Genomic DNA, 19806 nt, shown 5'->3' with positions numbered 1-19806 from the left:
TATTCTGTCAATAACTAGAAGTCTATTTCAGATACTGAAATCAAGCTGACCACACGGTCAGAGGAATGGTTGAGCAAGAGTGACCGTCACACGAACAGAATCCACAAGCCGAGGCGGGTCGACGCTGCATGCATCGCGGTCCGCGGGGAGGGTCCTTCGCCTGCTCGACACGGTGGTGACCGGGGGATCGGTCGCCTTGACCGACGCTGCCGCGGAGACCGGCATACCGATCAGCACCGCCCTTCGCCACCTTCGGGTCCTGACCGGCCATGGTTATCTGGTGCGAAATGACCTGGGTAGGTATTCGGTCGGGCCGAGTTTCGTGCGGATAGCGCTCGCCGCCTTCCAGTCGGGTCCGTACGCCCGACTGACCGCGGCGGCCCAGCCGGCCCTTCAGCACTTGGCGGAGGTGACCGAAGAGTCCGCCTACCTGGCGGTCAGGGACGGGACCGAGGCCGTCTACATCGCTACGGTCGAGAGCCGGCGAGCCATCCGCCATGTCGGATGGGTGGGCAAGTCGGTGCCCATCGAAGGTACGGCGGTGGGGGAGGCTCTGACGAGCAAGGACATCCGGTTCGGCAAGCGCCCTGCGCCCTTCTTCAATACCGGCGCTATCGAACCGGACGTGACCGCGGTGGTCGCACCCATCCAGTGGTCGATGGGGATCGCAGGCGCCTTCTCGGTGCTGGGCCCCGCCGAGCGGATGGTCGGAGATCGCCTCGATCTCATCACCGAGGCCGTAGTAGAAGCCGCTGTGGAGACCTCGCTCGCCCTCCTGCCACGGTAAGGGTGTTTGGATGACGTTGAGTCTTGATGGCCCTGGAGTGACCCTTTCGGATGTGGTCGATGTTGCCCGCCGAGGGGTGGAAGTACGCCTTACGAATGCAGCGTTGAAGCGCATGAGCAGCGCTCGCTCCATCGTCGAACACCTGGCGGAGGGTGACCCGGCATACGGAGTCACGACCGGGTTCGGTGCTCTGGCGACCACCACGATTCCCGCTGAACGAAGGGCCGACCTGCAGCGTTCGCTGATCCGTTCCCACGCAGCGGGGATGGGGCCTCCTGTGGAAACCGAAGTGGTCAGGGCCATGATGTTCCTGCGGGCTCGTACCTTGGCGCTCGGGTACTCGGGCGCACGGCCGGTAGTCGCCGAGGGTCTCGTCCGCCTGCTGAATGCCGGGATCGTCCCCAGGGTGCCGGAGTATGGCTCCCTCGGGGCGAGCGGGGACCTGGCCCCGCTGGCCCACGTCGGCTTGGTCCTCATGGGTGAGGGTGAGGTGGTTACCGGCGGCGGATCCACCCGCGCCGCCGATGTCCTGGCGCGAGAGGGGATCGCGCCGGTGGTGCTGGCCGAGAAAGAGGGCTTGGCGCTCACCAACGGCACCGACGGCATCCTGGGAATGCTCTGCCTTGCGATATACGATGCCGAGTTCCTGCTCGCCGACGCCGACATCGTGGCGGCGCTCACCGTCGAGGGTCTCCTGGCCACCGACCGGGCATTCGCAGCCGACCTTCAGGCACTGAGGCCACATCCGGGACAGGCGACGAGCGCTGCCAACCTGCGCAACATCCTGGCCGGATCCCCGATCGTCGCCAGTCACCGCAGTGGCGACCTCCGGGTTCAGGACGCGTACTCGGTGCGCTGCACGCCGCAGGTTCACGGCGCGGCTCGTGACACGCTCGGTTTCGTGACGGAGGTCGCCTGGAGGGAACTCGAGTCTGCCATCGACAATCCGATGGTCCTGCCGGACGGACGGGTCGAGTCGTGCGGCAACTTCCACGGGGCCCCGGTCGCTCTGGCCGCCGACTACCTGGCGATCGCCCTGGCCGAGGTGGGGGCGATCGCCGAGCGGCGCCTGGACCGCCTGCTCGATCACAACCGCTCGCATGGCCTGGCACCCTTCCTCGCGGACGATCCCGGCGTCGACAGCGGTCTCATGATCGGCCAGTACACCGCGGCCGCCATGTGCGCCGAGAACCGGCGCCTGGCCGCCCCCGCCTCGGTCGACTCCTACCCCACCTCCGCCATGCAGGAGGATCACGTCTCGATGGGCTGGTCCGCGGCCCGCAAGCTCCGCCTGGTGATCGAGAACGTACGCCGTATCCTGGCAATCGAGTGGGTCACCGCCGCAAGGGCCGTGGAACTCCGCGCACCCCTGGAGCCGGCGGCCGGCACCGCCGCGGCCGTCAGGCTGTTGCGAAGCTGCGTGCCAGGACCAGGCCCGGATCGCATCCTGTCACCGGAACTCGCCGCAGCTGAGGAACTTCTCAAGCGGGAGGCCCTGGTGGATGCGGTCGAGGCCGTGGTAGGCCCGGTCGCTTGACCGTGCTGCGTTCCGATTCCGGTCACACGGGTTGGCAGTGTCACGAGCGGGATCCTGGAGTGAACGGGCGCCGCCGCTAGGACGAAAGGCCCTCCAACTTCGACACCAGTTCGTCGACCTGGGCGAGGTAGTGCTCGACGGTCTCGCGCGGCAGCCAGCCTTCGTAGAAGTTGGTGTGCAGGGCTGCGGCCGCTGCGAAGGCGGTTCGTATGTCGCGATCCCCGGTCTGGTCGACAATTAGGTTGACAGCGCGCCAGAGCTCGTGATGGCCATTGTGGGGCCAACCCCCGGCCTCGGCGACGCTTTTGACCATCTGGGCAGCAGCACCCCAGCCCTTCTCCGAAGCCTGTAACAGGTCGTCTTCGGCCAGGTAGGTGTGTACTTTGGTGAGGTATTCCCGTCCGGTGACGTTGTAATACCGTATCTTAGTTGTCATAGGGACATCATATCGTGATTGTGAGATAAAGGGAAGAGGCGTGCTGCACCCCAGCAGGTTGGCCTTCCGGCGGGCGAAGGTGCATCCGTAGAGCTTCCAACTCGGCACAGCCGAAACCTCTCAGGGAGGAGGCCCTGGTAGATGCGTGAGAGCGAGCGGTACTGACCTCACTGTCTCGCCGACGTAGGGATTAGGCTCGACGCCGACTGAAGCTGGTGCCTTCATACGGGGGTAAGTACCTGTGCAGGGCCGGCGGATATAGGTAACAGCCTCCTGGAGTGACGGAACTGAAATGAAACAAGAAATCCGCAGCGATGGCGCGGCGGCGCCGGCCGGCCCCTACTCGCAGGGTATGCGGGTTGGCAACCTCGTATTCACGGCAGGGATGGGCCCTCTCGACCCGGAGACCGGCAAGGTGGTCGGCGACACCATCGAAGAGCAGACCGAACTAACCATCGACAACCTGAGCGCGGTTCTCGAAGCGGCCGGCACCAGCCTCGACCACGCCGTCAAGGCAACGGTGCACCTGCAGGATCTCGGCGACTTCGCGGCCTTCAACCGCGTCTACGAGCGACGGTTCGGAGACCCCAAGCCGGTCCGCACCACCGTCGGCAGCGACCTGCTCGGCATCATGGTCGAGATCGACCTGGTAGCCGTCGTCCCCTAGGCTGCACAGTCGGGCAGACTTGTGTGGATTGAAGTCCCTTACGTGTGTGGCATAGATATCCGAATAATTGTGGGATAGAACCACTGATTAATGTAGGATACGGGGAGAACCCTCGTGTGAGGTGACGAGTGCTCGCAGATCCAGGCTACGCCACTCCAGAGCGGGTGTATCTGGATCGAATCGTAGACGCCGAGGTTCCGGTGGCGTTGGGCTCCGCGGGGGCAGTGCTGATCGAAGGTCCGAAGGGGTGCGGCAAGACTTGGACCGGTCAGCGCTTCGCCCGGAGCGAGATCATGCTGGAGGAACGCCCCGATCTCTGGGACATCGCTTCCCAGGTGCCGGACCTCCTGCTCGATGGCGCAACGCCCCGCCTGCTCGACGAGTGGCAGCGTGTCCCGGAGCTGTGGCACCTGATGCGCGCTTCGTGTGACCGGCGCGGTCGGCCTGGCCAATTCATTCTCACCGGGTCCGCAGTTCCGGCTGACGAACTCACCCGCCACTCGGGCGCCGGACGGGTGAGTCGTGTCCGCATGCGCCCTATGTCGCTCACCGAAAGCGGACTATCCGAACCGGTCGTGTCCCTGGGTGGGTTGCTGGAGGGTCGGACACCTCCCGCCGCGGAGTCGCCCGTCAGCGTCACCACCCTCGTGGAGGTCGCATGCAGGGGTGGCTGGCCTCGACTGGTCGGCGCGCCGATCACCGAAGCCCGCCGCTTCACTCGCGATTACCTGGGTGATATCTGCCGCGTCGACATCTCCGCGGTGGACGGAATCCGCCGCAGTCCCACGCGAGTCATGCGCCTGTTGCGGTCACTCGCTCGGAACGTGGCCACTACCGCGGGGTGCCGGAAGCTGGCTTCGGAGACAGGCGGCGACACTCCGGTGGACCGCACCACCGTCAAGACCTATCTGGATGCGTTGAGCCGCTTGTTCGTCGTCGAGGACCTACCGGCCTGGAACACGCATCTCAGGTCTAGGACGATCCTGATCCGCTCCCCGAAACGCCACTTCGTCGATCCGTCCCTGGCGGCGGCGGCGCTCGGAGTCGGCCCGGAACGGTACTTAAGTGACCTGGGCGCCTTCGGTTTCCTCTTCGAGTCCATGGTCGTCCGTGACCTACGCATCTACGCCCAGGCTCACGATGCCGACGTCTACCACTACCGGGACACCTACGGATTGGAGGCCGACGCCATCATCGAGACCGGAGACGGCCGGTGGATCGCCGTCGAGGTCAAGCTCGGGGGTATCTCCTCCATCGATAGCGCGTCCGCGGCGTTGCTGAAGCTAAGAGACCGCGTATCTAAGGAACGAGCGGCGACGCTAGCCCGGTTGATGGTCGTCACCGGCGGCCGGTACTGCTATCAACGTCCTGACGGGGTGGCGGTCGTGCCTTTGGCATGCCTAGGCCCCTGAGTACCCGCCGCTCGACATAGAAGTCACTGTCACAGGCGCTCCGTACAATCGATGCAGACGGTGTTCCACCGAGCCCGTCGACGACTGACCTGGGTTCAATAAAGGGAGAGCGGATGCCCAAACTCAAAGGTAGCCGGTACGAACCGTTGTATGCCGCAGCGCAAGCTTGGGTCGAGGCCGCTCTTGAGGGCGACGGTTCGCTGTTCACGTCAGGGACCGAGATCTGGTCACGACGTCGGATCGACGAGATCCGTCGTCGATTCGTTGAGGGAGCGGATGAGGGTAGCGACTCCTTCCAGACCAAGCTGCAAAGACAACTCGAGGGCGCTGACGACGCGGTGGTCGAACTAATGGCCGAGATGCTTTATGTCCACTTTCTGGCAGTCGGCGAGCGGGGGATGCGGAGCACCACCAAGAGAAGTCGAATCGAGCAGGTATTGACCTGGTCGTCGCGACCGGTGCAACTGCCCCATCAACTGGAGGCGGCGCTGCATGGCTTCGACTGGTACCTCAGCACTCGCCAACAGTTTCGGGCCATCCGGTTTCTAATCCGGTTCGCTGAACGTTGGAAGACACAGAACTCCGGGCAGCGTCAGAACCTGCTCCGAGACCCCTGGCAGTTCAAGGAGATGCTGTGGGGGGTCCCGGTGGATTCCGCCTACATGCAGCGCAACGCGCTTCTCCACTTGGTCCATCCCGACACCTTCGAGCCGATCTCGATGGACCAGGCGAAAAGAAGAGTCGCCAAATCCTTCAGCAAATATGTCTCGGCACCCAACGACGATGTCGACCGGCAACTCGTGCAGATACGGGCCGCTCTCTCCCCGGAGTACGGACCGGAATTCGACATCTGGAGAATCCTAGAGCAGTCAGAATCGCCTCCAGAGCCTCCCGAGCCCCGGGCGCCTACGACCCTGCCTGACTTGGCAGAGAGTCTGTTCATAGGAGTGGAGTATCTGAACCGTATCGTGCTTCTTCTGGAACATCGCCGCCAGGTCATCTTCTACGGACCCCCGGGGACAGGAAAGACGTATGTGGCCCGCAAGCTGGCTGTCCACCTCGCCGGTGACAAGGAGCGAGTTGATTTGGTGCAGTTCCACCCCTCCTACGCATACGAGGACTTCGTAGAGGGATACCGTCCCGCTCCGGTCGAAGGCGGGATGGGCGGGTTCGAACTTCGAGAGGGCCCGCTCAAGCGGATCGCCCGTGCGGCCAAGAATGCACCGGACCGGACGTTCGTGTTGATTATCGACGAGATCAACCGGGGGAACCTGAGCAAGGTGCTCGGTGAGCTCTACTTCCTGTTGGAGTACCGGGATGAGAAGATCAGCTTGCAGTATTCGAATGATCCGTTCTCGTTACCGGACAACCTGCGGATCATCGGCACGATGAACACTGCCGACCGTTCGATCGCGCTGGTCGACTCGGCTCTCCGTAGGCGCTTCCACTTCTCTCCGTTCTTTCCTGATGAACCACCCATCGAAGGTCTGGTGGAGCGGTGGCTGAAGGCGAAGAAGCCCGAGATGACCTGGGTGGCCGAGGTGGTGGATCTGGCTAACCAGAAGCTGGGCCGGCGTCACACCGCTATCGGTCCGAGCCACTTCATGGATGAGGACCTCGACAAAGAGTGGGTCGAGTTGATCTGGGAGCACTCGGTTCTTCCGTACATCGCTGAGCAGTTCTTCGGCGAAGAGGACCGGCTACCGGACTTCCACTTGGACAAGCTGCGGCGCGAAGCTACCCCCACCGCCGACGGAGGAGATGCCGCAGACGTGGGGGAGCAGGATTCGCTAGATGCTTGAACTCACCCTCTCGGAGTACAGGAAGCGGGAAGCTGTCGAACTATCCGCTTCGGACCGTGACGTGCTCGCTGATCGTGCGTCCGTCACCGTCGTACCTTCCTTGGGTAGGGAGGGTGCCTACGACCTCACTCCGGGCTCCACGGTGGGCGTACTCCAGACAGGCACGCTGTCGTTGGAGATACGTCCCAAGCTGCCCATCGACCGCGTGCTCTTCCTTATCTCCTATGCACTCGACATCAAGAAGTTTGGACCGGAGGACTTCCGGTTCGGTGACGCACCAGATCTGTTCGAGGCGATGATTCCGGGCTTCGTGGCGCAGGTCCGCCGCGCCTTCCGCAGAGGCCTGCTCCGCGGCTACCGGGTCGAGGAGGAGGCGTTGCACGGCGTGCGCGGCCGCATTCGTTTCAACGACCAGATCCGGGATCGCTTCGGCATCTTTCCGCCGGTCGAGGTCAGCTACGACGACTTCACCGAGGACACCGAGATGAACCGGCTCATCAAGGCCGCCATCGTGCGTCTCGGACGGATGCGGATCAGGTCGCGGGATGCTCGGACGAGGTTGCGGGCATTCGACCGGGTCCTGGGGCAGGTCACAGACATCGAATACCAGAGAGGCGCGATCCCCGACTTCTCGTTCAACCGCCTGAATCGCCACTACGAACCGGCGATCCGGCTCGCGCAACTGATACTCCGTTCAACCTCCATCGAGTTCAGCCGCGGCGGCGTGCGGTCCTCGTCCTTCCTGGTGGACATGAACAAGGTGTTCGAGGACTTCATGGTCACGGCTCTTCACGAAGCCCTGCGAGTTACCGGGCGAGACTTCCCGCAGGGCGCATCGGGTCGTCGGATGTGGCTGGCCGGCGACCGGATACGGCTCAAGCCGGACATCTCGTGGTGGGAGGGAAGCCGCTGCGTATTCGTCGGTGACATCAAGTACAAGAAGACGGACTACGGCATCCCGAACGCCGACCTGTACCAGTTGCTCGCCTACACGATCGCGGCCGACCTTCCCAGCGGGCTCCTGATCTACGCCCAGGGCGAAGAGAACCCGATCAGCCACACGATCAAGCACGTCGGCAAGCGGTTGGAGGTCGTGGCCGTGGAACTCTCCGGCCCTCCCGACGAGATCCTCGCCGAGGTCTCCAAGGTCGCGGACACGGTCCGCTCTATGCGTCTCCGCGCCTCGCGTCACCACGCTGCTTGATGAACTAGGAGGAGTGGTGTGAGTGGTGAGTGAGCGGGCGGCCGCCGAAGGGCGGATCGCCTGGGCCAGGAGGCGGATGCCGGTGCTGGGGAAGGCTCTGGCCGAGCTGGCGCAGGATCAGGTGTTCGACGGGCTGACGATCGGGTTCCGGCTTCATCTGGAGCCCAAGACGGCGGTGCTGGTCGAGGGGTTGCTGGCCGCCGGTGCCAGGGTGGTGGCCATGGGCAACGAGGGCACCACCCAGTTCGGCACTGCCGAGGCTCTTGCCGATCGGGGTTGTACGGTGCTTGACCGGCCTGGCGATGGTGAGGACGCGGTCCGAGGTCATCTCGGCCGGATTGCCGCAGCAGGCCCCGATCTGGTGTTGGACAACGGCACCGAGTTGATCGAGGCATGCATTCGCTCCGGCCGGTTACCGGAGGGGGCCACCGAAGAGACCACTTCGGGGGCTTTCCGGCTGCGCGAGAGGTTGTCCGGGGCTGTGACGTTCCCTGTCATCGTGATCAACGACAGCCCGTTGAAGGCGATCGTGGAGAACAAGCACGGGGTGGGTGAGTCGGTGGTGGACGCCATCGTGCGGGCCACGAACATGTCGCTGCACAAGAAGCGGGTGGTGGTGTTCGGCTACGGATGGTGTGGCCGGGGAATCGCCCTCTATGCCCGCCGCCGGGGCGCCGATGTAACCGCGGTGGAGACCGACCCGGTCAAGGCGCTGGAGGCTGCCATGGACGGCTTCGACGTGGCCGGTGCGGACGAAGCGGTCAGAACCGCCGACGTGGTCATCACTGCTACTGGGCGCGAGCGGGTGGTGAGCTACGAACTGATGGAGACGATGCGCGATGGTGCCCTTCTGGCCAACGCCGGCCACACCGATGCCGAGATCGACGTGCTCCGCCTGGAGCGAGAGGCTCCTAGCCAGGTGGTGGCCCCGTCGCTGGACGCTCACGAGTTGCCCGGCGGTCGAACCGTGTTCCTGCTGGCCCAGGGCCGCATCGTCAATCTTGCGGCCGCCGGGGGAATTGGCAACCCCATCGAGGCCATGGATCTCGGGCTCACCCTGCAGGCCCGGTCGCTTGCCGCCCTGGCCACTTCCGGTAGCGAGTTCCGACCGGGTCCCCAGCCGGTGCCCCGGTTGATCAACGAGCAGACAGCCACCTCCATGCTCGAGTCCATGCGCCAGGCACCGGCCCGGCTCTCGCCTCCGTTACCTGGGGATTCCGATGGTTGAGGGACGATGGCGGATGCGGGAACCGATCACGCCAGCGTCACCACGTTCCTGCCCAGGACGCGGCGGTCTTTCAGGCTGAGGATGGCGGCCTCGAGCCCGTCGAGGCCGGTTCGGTTGGCGATTACGGTCTTCAGTTGGCCTTGTGCGGCCAGCGCGATGGCAGTCTCTAGGTCGTTCTTGGAGCCGGCGGCCGAGGTCAGGATACGGAGTTCGTTCCTGATCAGGGCTCCCGGGTGGATATCCAGGGGCTGGCTCGTGTATCCGATCTGGATGAAGGCGCCGGCGGGGGCCAGGCAGCTGAACCCGGCGTGCATCGTTTCTCTCGTCCCGACTGTCTCGAAGAACGCGTCCGGTGCACGGCCCAGTAGCCGGCGGGCTTGCCGGTCCAGATCCTCGTAACCTTGCGGATGGTCGATCAGGATCCCTGCCCGCGCACCGAGGCTCCGTGCCAGATCCAGCTTGGCGGGGTCGTCCGCCACCGCAAGGACGGCGGCGCCGGCTAGCGCCGCCACCTGGATGAGCATCAGACCGACCCCTCCGACGCCGTTCACCACCACGGGATCTCCGATCCCGATTCCGGCCAGGCGGACGGCGTGAACCGCGGTCATCCCACTGCAGGCGAGCACCGCCCCCGCCTCGAAGGTGACAGTCTCGGGCAGAGGAACGAGGTTAGCCTCCGGGACGGCCACGTATTCGGCAAAGCCTCCATCGACGGTGAAGCCGATCATGCCGTTCGAGCGTTCGCACAGGCGATCCCGGTTCGAACGGCAGTAGCGGCAGGCTCGGCAGTTGACCACGTTGTATATGGCCGCCCGCTGGCCCCGAACCCCGGCATCGGTCGCCGGATCGCACACGGTTCCCGCTACTTCGTGTCCGAGTACTCGCGGTTGGCCTCCCGGGTCGAGGAGGCCTTCGAGGAAGTGGAGTTCCGTCCCGCAGACACCGGCGGCGGCGACCCGGACGACAACCCAACCGCTCGGCGGCTCGGGCAGTGACCGGCGCGCCAGCCGCAGGGTTCGATCGCGGCTAAGTTCCGCAGCCGTCATCGTCCTGGGAGGCTGCCGCAGAGAGGTGTCCGCCATCCACGGGAGAGTAGTGCCCGCTCGATGCCCCGCCGATGACGGTCACGACATCCCGAACCCGACCATCCTCCCTCACATGGCAGCAAACCTCCAGGAACGAGAGCGTTTTTTCGGCTGCCAGAGTTGCGTCTACGATCAGCCCGCAACGCCAGCGGAGCGACAGGGAGGTTCGGGAGACAGTGTCTGCAGGTTCCGCCTCCCGGACTCCAGGTAGTGGATCGTCGCTTACGATCGACCGCATAACCCAGGTATTCGAGAAGAACGGGCAGCCCTTGGTGGCGTTGCAGAACGTTTCGCTGAAGGTGAGGAAGGGTGAGTTCCTCACCCTGGTCGGGCCCTCGGGGTGCGGCAAGTCGACACTTCTCAAGATCATCGCCGGTCTCCTGAGCCCCACGTCGGGAAGCGTGTATCTCGGGAGAAACGCCATTGTCGAGCCTCGGGAGGAGATCGGTCTGATGTTCCAGACCTCGACACTCTTCCCATGGCGCAACGTGATCCGTAACATCTCCCTGCCGCTCGAGATCACCGGCACGATGGGGCTGGACGGAGAACAACGGATCGCGGACGTGATCGAGTTGGTCCGCCTCGAAGGCTTCGAACAGCACTACCCCCGCGAGTTGTCCGGCGGAATGCAGCAACGCGTGGCCCTGTGCAGGCTGCTGGTCTCGGAACCGGACCTTATGTTGTTAGACGAGCCGTTCGGCGCCTTGGACGAGTTCACCAGGGAACACCTGAACAGCGAGTTGGCAAGGATCGCGGAGCATGAGCACAAGACCATGGTGTTCGTGACCCACAACATCAGGGAGGCCGTGTTCCTGTCGGACCGGGTGGCGGTCATGGGAACGAAACCGGGCCGCATCCTGGATGTGGTCGAAGTCGAGCTTCCCAGGCCGCGAGTCCCGGGGTCCCGGCGGCTGCCGGAGTTCACCGAGACCGTCAACTACATCCGCGAAGTGCTGGGTCTCTTCTAGGGAGGGAAGGAGTTCCGAATGGACACCGACACCATGTCCGACGCCGGTGCTATCGGAGTGGACTCTCTGCCCGAGTCCAGTCCCGATTCCCGATTCCGCAGGATGAGTACCCAGATCCTGCTCACGGGCGCGGTTGTGGTCGGTTTCTGCCTTATCTGGGAGTTTCTCAGCTGGCTCGATCCATCCTTCTGGCCGGAGATCGTCCTGTCCAAGCCATCCGAGATTATCCCGGCGTTCTTCGAGGCCATCACTACCCCCTTCGTCCTATGGCACTTCTGGGTGACCTTCCAGGAGACAGCGATCGGCTTCGTCCTGGGAGCCGGCGGAGGGTTCCTCCTGGGAACCTACGTAGCCCTGGTGCCGACGTTCAGAAAAGCCTTCTACCCGGTGATCATCCTGTTCCAGTCGACCCCCCGGGTGGCCCTGGCACCCGTATTCATCGCCTGGTTCGCGTTCGGGATCGCCTCGAAGATCGCGCTGGCGGCGACCATCTGCTTCTTCCCGGTCCTGATCAACACCATCACCGGGTTGACCGTCATCGACGAGAACGCTGGACTGCTCATGAGGTCGCTGAGGGCCACCCGGTGGCAGACCTTCCGCCATCTGCGGCTTCCTAGTTCCGTCCCTACCGTCTTCGCCGGGCTCAAGGCGGCTCTAACCTTCGCACTGATTGGCGCCATTGTGGGCGAGTTGACCGCCACCAACGAGGGGGCCGGCCACTTGATCGAGACGGCGGCTTTCCAGTTTCGCAGCGACGATGTGTTCGCATACCTTTTGATGCTGGCTCTCATAGGTCTGGCGCTGTTCCTGCTGGCTGCCCGGTTGGAGCGGAACCTGCTCTTCTGGCACGTGGATGTCGACTAGACCACCTAGATAGAATCGTTGTGAGCACGGCGCTCACCGAGACAAGGAGGAACGTATGAAACCAACTACCCGCTGGGCACGACCCTGGTCGGTCATGCTGGCGCTTGCCGTCGTACTGGCGATGATCGGAGCCGCGTGCGCGGAGGACGAGGAACTCCGGGACGTGAACCTTGCCCTGTCGACGACGAGTGGGTTCGGTTACGGCTACTGGATCGCCGTAGGCCTCGGATACTACGAGGACGAGGGTCTCAACGTGAGCCTCCAGGGTACGGGCGGATCATCCGATGTCGCGCAGATCCTGGCCGCCAACAACGCCGAGGCGGGAATGGGTGTTCCGGGAGCGATGCTGCCCGCGATCGAGGCCGGTGCGGGCCTCTACCCGTTCTTCACCTACGCCTACGGTGAGGTATTCGACGTGGTCGTCCCAGCCGGATCGTCGATCACGAACATCGGTGGTCTGGCCGGACTGAAGATCGGTATCTCGGAGTTGGCCGGTGGAGAGGTTCCACTGGTGCGGGCATTGCTGGTTGAAGCAGGACTGGACCCCGACTCCGATGTCGAGATCATCGAGGTGGGCACCAATGCTCCGAGCGTCAAGGCGTCTCTGGACGACGGCCGGATCGACGCCTACTCGTCCGCCAAGTCGGACATAGCTTCGATGAACGCGGCGGGCCTCGACACGGTGTCGATCGCGCCTGCCTCGCTCAATACCCTCCCGGCTGAGGGCCTGCTGGCGGCCGAGGACTTCAAGGACGACGACGAACTGCTGATAGGTCTTGGCCGTGCCACGGCTAAGGGCCAGTTGGTGGCCTACGCCAACATCGACGGCGCGGTGTGCGTTCTCAAGGAACTCATTCCCGAGGAGTTCACCGACGATGCCGAAGGGCGGGCCGGTTTGGCTGCCGTCATCGAGATCACCACTGCCCCTCAAGAGGGTGGGGACTACGTGTTCGGTTTCCTCGACGCGGCCGGGTGGAATACGTATGTGAACATCTTCATCCAGGGTGGCCTGATCTCCCAGCAGATCGACATGGGCCAGTACGTCATCGACGACCTGCTCGACGAGATCAATGACTTCGACCAGCAAGCGATCATCGACGAGGCCAACGACCTGGAAACCGACTGCTGATTGGCTCCTGATCGGATACTGACAAACGCATCTTTCTTCGCTGACGGCGACCGTCCTATCGGGGCGGTCGCCGTCAGCGGTCAGAGGATCCGTTGGCTGGGCGATCTCGACGAAGTAAGGGACGCGGTGGCCGGCAGTGCCGAGGTCGTCGACCTCGGTGGCGGAGTTGCCTTCCCCGGATTCGCCGACAGCCACGTCCATGCGGTCAACTACGGCCGATCCCGGATGGGGGTCCCGTGCTGGCCTTCCGACGTGGCGTCGGTGACCGAGATCGTCGGGCGAGTGCGGGAGGCCCACCGGAGCCTGGCGCCGGGCCGCTGGATAAAGGGCCGCGGATACGACCCGGCCCGGCTGGCCGAGCGGAGGGCGCCCACCGCCACCGAACTCGATGTCGAAGCCGGGCGCTGCGTCGTTCTGGACAGCTTCGACTTCCACCGCCGGGTCGTCAACCACGCCGTTCTGGAAGCGGCGGGGATCTGTGCCGACACACCGGACCCGCCCGACGGCGAGATCGTCCGCGACGAACACGGCGAGCCGACGGGCGAGTTCCTCGACGGTGCCCGGAGCCTGCTCGATCCCGTGATACCTCCGTGGTCGGACACCGAGGACGAGCAGGCGATCGACCTGGCCACAGACTACTTCCTGTCGCTGGGCTTCACCTACGTGACCAACGCCGCCCCCTTGACCATGTCCCGGCTCGGTGAAGAAGTGGCGGCATTCCTACGGATGAGTGAACGTGATGCTCTACGGCTCCGGTTCACGTCGATGATCAGGGCTGAACTTCTCGATGCCGCAGGTGATCTGGGGCTGCGTCCTGGAGTAGGTGAGACCGGCTTCCGGATCGGAGGGGCCAAGGTATTCGTGGATGGTGCCTTCGGACCGCGTACGGCTCTCCTGTCGGCGCCTTATGAGGACTCGTCGTCATGCGGTTCGATGCACCTCGATGAGCGCCATCTCGAGTCCACAGTCCGCAAGGGGTCACGTGTCGGATGGCAGATGTGCGTCCACGCCATTGGCGATGCCGCCGCCGAAACCGTGGCGGACGTGCTCGCCGCGTATCCACCGGTGGGCGGGACCCGGTCGCACCGGATAGAGCACTGCTGCCTCACGTCGCCAGGCACGATTCACACCATGCGCCGGGCCGGGATCATTCCGGTACCGCAGTTGGCCTTCCTCAGGTTGCGCTCGGCCGACTTTCTGGCCGCGCTGGGGGAGCGGAGGGTCGGGCAGCTGTACCCGCTGCGGAGCTGGCTGGACGCCGGTCTCAAGCCGGTCCACAGTTCCGACACCCCCGTGATACCCGACGCCTCCCCCATGGCCGCGGTGGCGACCGCGACCGCCCGTGTGGACGCGGAAGGAAACGTGTGGGGACCGGAGGAAGGGATCGACTTCGACGAGGCGATAACGATGATGACCCGCTGGGCGGCCGAAGCCGACGGACTCGGTCACGAACGGGGCCGGATCGCTCCCGGCTACCTGGCGGACTTCACGGTCCTGCCCCGCGATCCCCGCCCGCTACCTCCCGACGAGTTGGCGGCGACGTTTCCATCGATGACCATCGTGGGCGGCGATGTCGCCTGGCGGGATGGGTCGGTCGACTAACCGTTGGCATGACTCCGTGATCGACCTTCACGCTCACTACCTGCCGCCGACGCTGCTCACTTGGGCGGAAGAGGGTCATCTGCCGGCCCGCCTCCGCCGCGATGGCCGTATTCTCGAGTTCCCATCAGGTCCCTCGCGGCCGGTTCCGCCACCTCTCATGGACCTGCCCGACCGGACCCGGTGGATGGCGGAACGCGAAATCGACCTCCAAGTGCTGTCGCCCTGGATGGACGTCGCCGGTGACGATCTCCCCGGTAGCGACGCTCGGAGATGGTGTACAGCCATGAACGACGCCACCGCCCTCGACCTCGATGGTCGATCCCGCTTCCGGGCGCTGGCGGCCCTACCGGTGACCGACGGCGACCTGGCAGCCGCGGAACTGCGCCGGTGCGTCGAGCGACTCGGATTCGTCGGGGGCGCCATCCCGACCCAGATCGACGGTAGGGACCTAGATGAGGTCGGCCTGGAACCCCTGTGGGAGGCAGCAGAATCCCTGGGGGTGCTGATCTTCATCCATCCCCATCGGGTGATGGGCGGCGACCGCATGAAGGTCCACTTCCTGGGAAACGTCTGCGGCAACCCGTTCGAGACCACCCTGGCGGCCATGCGCCTCTACTTCAGCGGGGTCGTCACCAGGTGGCCCGGGCTGAGGATCCTGCTGGCCCACGGAGGCGGGACGTTGCCCTACCTGGCGGGCCGGGCCGTGCACGCGTCCCGTCACGCACCCGGTTTCGACTGGGCGGTCGAACATCCGGATTCGATCCTGCAGTGTTTCTATTACGACACCCTGCTCCACGATCCGCGGGCTCTGGCCTTCATGATCGAGTCGGTCGGTCCGGACCGGATCGCGGCCGGGACCGACGCGCCGTTCCCGATGAGCCTCGACTCACCCCTCCCGTTCATAGAGCGGGCCTGCCGCCAGGCCGGTTTAGGGTCGGATAGCCGTCTGAGGATCCTGCGCGGGACCGCCGAAGAACTCCTCTCCGGTTGAGGACGCCGGGTAGGCCACCTTCTCCGGCACCTTGATTCCCGGCGGTCGGTCCGGGTCGGCGCTGCTCGACCGGGACGGCTCGATCACGGATGTCTCGGACGGAGTCGGTGGGGGATACGCCGTCTGGCCAACCGTGGTTCCCCACTTGTGGACGCGGTGGGTTCCCCAGCGGTGGCCCGCGGCGCCTTAGGAGCGGGACCACAAGCAGTCGATCGGGCGCATATGGATTCGGTCACCCATGGAGAGGGCGTAGGGGCCGGTGTGCAAGAGGATGCCGGTTTGGAAGGCGCCCGGGGAAACCGCGTCGAGCCTGTCGCGAAGCCAGCGAAGATGATCCAAGTGCTTCGAGCGGGGGGAGGTGGTGGCCTTGATTTCCACGGCTACGACATCGGCGTTGCTTGCGCCGAGGATGAGGTCGATCTCGCGGCCCTTGTAGTCGCGGTAGTGGGAGAGCGTGGCAGCCCGCGGTAACGCGGAGAGCTGCCGGGCGATCTCGCCTACGACGAAGGTTTCCAGAAGCGGCCCTGTCGCGGGAGCAGTGGGCGAGATCAAGGAATCGGCGTCAGCATCGAGCAGGGCGGCGGCCAGGCCGGAGTCGGAGAGATAGAACTTGGGTCGCCGTCCGGCCCCCGGCGCCAGGCCGCGGGACCACGCCGGGAGCTCGTGAACGAGGAAGACGGTCTGGAGCCACTCGATGTACCCGGCGACTGTCGGCCGGCTTATCCCCAATCGTCGAGAAGCGTCGGAAAGGTTGACCTGCCTGCCGGTTAGTGCGGCGGTCCATCTGAGCAACGGTGGCAGGGCGGAGGCCCTGCGGATGTCGGCAAGAGCGGCGATGTCACGCTGGACGACGGTCTCGACATATCCCTCGAACCAGCGGCGCCGCCGGCCGGGGTCGAGGCTGACGGCTTCCGGGTAGCCTCCCCGACACACCCGCGCCAGGTAGTCGGCGCGGTCAAGCTCTGATGCCGGGATCGGATCGGGGCCGCCTTCGAACCAGAGGTCGATCTCTGTCGGATGAGTTCCGACGAGTTCCGCCTCCGACAGCGGCCACAGGCGGAAGATCTGGACCCGTCCGGCCAGGGACTCGCTGATGTTCGGCACGGTCAGGAAATTGGTCGAGCCGGTGAGTATGAACCTACCGGGCGTCCTCTCTTCGTCGACGAGCCGTTTCACGGCGAACACGAGCCTGTCGCCGCCACGCTGAACCTCGTCGATTACCAGGGGATAGCGTTGATGTGCGAGGAAAGTCACCGGATCGTCGAGAACGCTCTCTCGTAGGCCGTCGTCCTCCATCGACGCGTACGTACCCCCGCGTCCTCTGCGATCATCTTGGCGAGGGTGGTCTTGCCGCTCTGGCGGGTGCCGTGGATCATGATTACCCGGGCCCAATCCATCGCTTCTTCTATCTGGGTTCGGATATGGCGAGCGAACAGGCCCATACCTTGATCCTAGTTCTAATTGACAGATCTCTCTGGCGAAACTTACCATTTGTAACCTTATATAATTGACAAACTCCACCGCTACCACCGGGTCAGGCAGATTCTGAAGTGCGTTACCGGCCGGGGTTGGCGATATGTAATCTGGCCGCGCCTCACTTGGGTATAAGGCCGTCCCCCACTACCGACTCCCAGATATCCGCCTCGCGACTATCGATCCGCTCCTGTAAAGCATCTACGTGGTCATCCTCGAGATCCCTGACAACCAGGTTCTCGGGAAGAATGGGCACCGCGGTCACCAGGCCGGGTTGTCCCAAGGCTTGTTCTATGGCGGTTGCGATCGCCGCGGCCACGCCGGGGACTCCGCCTTCTCCGGCTCCCTTGGTGCCGAGCGGGTTGGTAGCGGTTGGAGCCGTCTCCCCGATGATGGTCTCCATCACGGGGGTTTCTGACAGGGTTGGGAGGAGGTAATCCATGAAGGAAGCCGACTGCGGGTTGCCGTCGTCGTCGTAGGCGAACTGCTCGTAGAGGGTCCCGCCGATCGCCTGAATCGCCCCGCCCTCCATCTGGCCGGCCACCAGCATCGGATTGATCGCCCGCCCTATGTCGTACAGGAGCAGCAGGTACTCGACCGTGACCTCACCGGTGTCGGGGCTCACCCGGACCACCGCCAGGTTGGCGCCGCACGGGTAGACGACCCGTTCGACATCGAACACCGACTCGGCCACAAGGCCCGGGCGCTCGCGCCCGTAGCGAGGGGCTGTGATCGGGTGGAGACGGGTAGCGGCCTCGAAGATCGACATCCCGAAGCCGGGCGAGCCCTGCACTCGGACCCCACCGTCGATGTACTCCAGATCCTCCTTGGCCACTTCGAACTCGACGGATGCCACCTGCTTGGTCAGGTCGATGATCTCGTCTGCAGCCTGTACCAGGGCGCTTCCCGCGGTGACCGTCGACCGGCTTGCGTAGCTACCGGTCCCGTAGGCGGTGCGATCGGTGTCCAGCAGCTCGACCCGGACCGCGCCGTAATCGACCTGCAGCCGGTCAGCCACGATCTGCGCAAGCACGGTCCGTATTCCCTGGCCGACCGAGGAGCACCCGGAGCGGACCCGCACCAGACCGTCCGGATCGACCTCCACCGCACCCGTCTCCCAGGGTCCAAGCCCGGACTTCTCCAGGAACATCGCCAGGCCCACCCCGACAAGCTCTCCGTCGGATCGCCGCCGTTCGACCCCCTTCCAGTCGAAGGACTCCACCAGCCGCGTCAGGATCGAAGGGAAGTCGCCGTCACTGAACAGCATCGGTTCCCCGGTGGAGGACAGCGGTCGAGGATACGGAATCTGGCTGGGCCGGATCAGGTTGCGTAGGCGTACCTCCACCGGATCCATGCCGATCTCGGCGGCGAACAGATCGATCAGGCGCTCGCGGACGAAGCTGGACTCGAAACGTCCGGGTGCCCGGTAGGTGCCGGTGGGCGTCTTGTTGGTGACCACGCACCGGGCCGAGCCCCGGTAGGCGTCCAGGTCGTAGGGACCCGGGATCATCGACAGTGTCAGGTCGGCCACTCGGATGCTGTGGGTACGGGTGTAGGCGCCAACGTCCATGTCGAAGTCCGAGGTGATGGCGGCGATCCGGCCGTCCGCGCCTCCCGCGATCCTGGCCCGGTGCCTCTGCTGGCGTGAGTGGTTGGCCGCTACCAGGTGCTCGCGGCGGTCTTCGATCCAGGAGACCGACCGCCGGAGCCGATTCGCCACCCACACTGCTAGCACATCCTCGGGGTACAGCTCTCCACGAACACCGAAGCCTCCCCCGACGGCGGTCTCGCGCATCCGGATACGGCTGGGCGGCATGCCGAGGAGCTCGGCCGTCGTGCTCAGATTCCAGTGCGGTACCTTGGTGGCTCCATAGACGGTCAGACGTCCCGTGCCCGGGTCGAACTCCACCGCCAGGCCTCTGGTTTCCATCGGGACGCCGCTGTGCCGGCCGATGCTTAACTCGAGTTCGATCACCCGCTCGGCATCGCGCAAGGCGGCCTCTATGTCGCCGAACTCGGCATGCAGGGTCGTCACCAGGTTCCCGGTCTCGAACAGCTGCTCTCCCTGCTCGGCTTGCGGACCCGCGTCGACGACTGCCGGATGCGGGTCGATGTCTGCGAAGACCAGTTCGGCCGCGTCCTCGGCCAGGTAGCGGTCCTCCGCCACCACGACTGCCAGGGGTTCGCCGGTGTAGCGGACCCGGTCGACGGCCAGGAGCGGCTGCAGGTAGGGGAGTACGGTCTCGTCGAACGACACCCTCGGCGGGATGCGGGGCACATGGCCCAGCGAGCCGACCAGATCCTGTGCCGTGAACGCAGCCTCGACCCCCGGGAGGGCGACCGCCTCGGAGGTATCCACCGCCTTCAGGGTTCCGTGGGCTACCGGAGACCGGACCACGACCATGGCGAGTTGGCCGGGCAGGCTTATGTCGGCGATGTAGCGGGCCCGGCCACGCAGCAAGGGGGGGTCCTCGTGCCTCAGCACGGAAGCCCCGATGCCGCCCCGGACGGGGGCGCGCCGATCTGTCGTCATGGATCGGTCCGGAGTAGCGGTCTGTCCGCGGGATGATACGGCCTGTCCGTCCGGTCCGAGTGCCGGTCGGTCGTATCCGTTACCTCGA

General features: G+C 64.9%; 17 protein-coding genes. 12 read left to right on the top strand and 5 right to left on the bottom strand.

Annotated elements, in window-relative coordinates:
* Positions 1 to 79: 79 nt before the first annotated feature.
* Positions 80 to 787 (top strand): helix-turn-helix domain-containing protein, encoded by a 708-nt coding sequence (locus tag OXK16_13400; protein ID MDE0376940.1) that lies wholly within the window; start codon positions 80 to 82, stop codon positions 785 to 787.
* 10 nt (positions 788 to 797) lie between these two features.
* Entirely contained in the window at positions 798 to 2324 is a 1527-nt protein-coding gene (hutH, locus tag OXK16_13395; protein ID MDE0376939.1) for a histidine ammonia-lyase, read from the top strand.
* 76 nt (positions 2325 to 2400) lie between these two features.
* On the opposite strand, the gene OXK16_13390 is transcribed toward hutH, so the two are convergent.
* Entirely contained in the window at positions 2401 to 2760 is a 360-nt protein-coding gene (locus OXK16_13390; GenBank protein MDE0376938.1) for a PaREP1 family protein, read from the bottom strand.
* A 292-nt stretch (positions 2761 to 3052) separates the two neighbouring features.
* On the opposite strand from OXK16_13390, the gene OXK16_13385 reads away from it, so the two are divergent.
* The 5 genes from OXK16_13385 to OXK16_13365 all read left to right on the top strand — a co-directional run bounded on the left by OXK16_13385 (position 3053) and on the right by OXK16_13365 (position 9073).
* On the top strand, positions 3053 to 3427 hold the full coding sequence (locus tag OXK16_13385) for a Rid family detoxifying hydrolase (GenBank protein ID MDE0376937.1): 375 nt from the start codon (positions 3053 to 3055) through the stop codon (positions 3425 to 3427).
* A 128-nt stretch (positions 3428 to 3555) separates the two neighbouring features.
* Positions 3556 to 4839, top strand: coding sequence for a DUF4143 domain-containing protein (locus OXK16_13380; protein ID MDE0376936.1), 1284 nt, complete (start codon positions 3556 to 3558; stop codon positions 4837 to 4839).
* 113 nt (positions 4840 to 4952) lie between these two features.
* Positions 4953 to 6641, top strand: coding sequence for an AAA family ATPase (locus tag OXK16_13375; protein MDE0376935.1), 1689 nt, complete (start codon positions 4953 to 4955; stop codon positions 6639 to 6641).
* On the top strand, positions 6634 to 7845 hold the full coding sequence (locus tag OXK16_13370; GenBank protein MDE0376934.1) for a hypothetical protein: 1212 nt from the start codon (positions 6634 to 6636) through the stop codon (positions 7843 to 7845). Before OXK16_13375 ends, OXK16_13370 begins: the two co-directional genes overlap by 8 nt.
* A gap of 22 nt (positions 7846 to 7867) precedes the next feature.
* Positions 7868 to 9073 (top strand): adenosylhomocysteinase, encoded by a 1206-nt coding sequence (locus tag OXK16_13365; GenBank protein MDE0376933.1) that lies wholly within the window; start codon positions 7868 to 7870, stop codon positions 9071 to 9073.
* Positions 9074 to 9099: 26 nt separating this feature from the next.
* Here the strand turns inward: OXK16_13365 and OXK16_13360 are convergent, their stop codons facing one another.
* The gene (locus OXK16_13360) at positions 9100 to 10155 is read right to left on the bottom strand and encodes an alcohol dehydrogenase catalytic domain-containing protein (GenBank protein MDE0376932.1); all 1056 of its coding nucleotides are present in this window, start codon (positions 10153 to 10155) and stop codon (positions 9100 to 9102) included.
* Between the two features lie 275 nt (positions 10156 to 10430).
* On the opposite strand from OXK16_13360, the gene OXK16_13355 reads away from it, so the two are divergent.
* Genes OXK16_13355 through OXK16_13335 form a run of 5 tightly spaced genes read left to right on the top strand, consistent with a single transcriptional unit; the run spans position 10431 to position 15712 of the window.
* Entirely contained in the window at positions 10431 to 11126 is a 696-nt protein-coding gene (locus OXK16_13355) for an ABC transporter ATP-binding protein (protein MDE0376931.1), read from the top strand.
* Positions 11127 to 11144: 18 nt separating this feature from the next.
* Positions 11145 to 11990, top strand: a complete 846-nt coding sequence (locus tag OXK16_13350) for an ABC transporter permease (GenBank protein MDE0376930.1) — start codon at positions 11145 to 11147, stop codon at positions 11988 to 11990.
* Positions 11991 to 12045: 55 nt separating this feature from the next.
* On the top strand, positions 12046 to 13119 hold the full coding sequence (locus OXK16_13345; GenBank protein MDE0376929.1) for an ABC transporter substrate-binding protein: 1074 nt from the start codon (positions 12046 to 12048) through the stop codon (positions 13117 to 13119).
* A complete protein-coding gene (locus OXK16_13340) occupies positions 13120 to 14721 on the top strand; it encodes an amidohydrolase (protein MDE0376928.1) in 1602 nt (533 codons plus the stop codon).
* Positions 14705 to 15712, top strand: coding sequence for an amidohydrolase family protein (locus OXK16_13335; GenBank protein ID MDE0376927.1), 1008 nt, complete (start codon positions 14705 to 14707; stop codon positions 15710 to 15712). Before OXK16_13340 ends, OXK16_13335 begins: the two co-directional genes overlap by 17 nt.
* 186 nt (positions 15713 to 15898) lie before the next feature.
* Here the strand turns inward: OXK16_13335 and OXK16_13330 are convergent, their stop codons facing one another.
* From OXK16_13330 to OXK16_13320, 3 genes are all read right to left on the bottom strand, one after another.
* Positions 15899 to 17008, bottom strand: coding sequence for an ATP-binding protein (locus tag OXK16_13330; protein MDE0376926.1), 1110 nt, complete (start codon positions 17006 to 17008; stop codon positions 15899 to 15901).
* A complete protein-coding gene (locus OXK16_13325) occupies positions 16963 to 17154 on the bottom strand; it encodes a hypothetical protein (GenBank protein ID MDE0376925.1) in 192 nt (63 codons plus the stop codon). The genes OXK16_13330 and OXK16_13325 overlap by 46 nt, the downstream gene beginning before the upstream one ends.
* Before the next feature lie 152 nt (positions 17155 to 17306).
* Positions 17307 to 19718: a xanthine dehydrogenase family protein molybdopterin-binding subunit gene (locus OXK16_13320; GenBank protein ID MDE0376924.1), complete on the bottom strand. Its 2412-nt coding sequence runs from the start codon at positions 19716 to 19718 to the stop codon at positions 17307 to 17309.
* Positions 19719 to 19806 lie beyond the last annotated feature (88 nt).

The organism is bacterium (assembly GCA_028821235.1).
Lineage (GTDB): Bacteria > Actinomycetota > Acidimicrobiia > Spongiisociales > Spongiisociaceae > Spongiisocius.
This window is presented reverse-complemented; position numbering and strand designations above follow the sequence as displayed.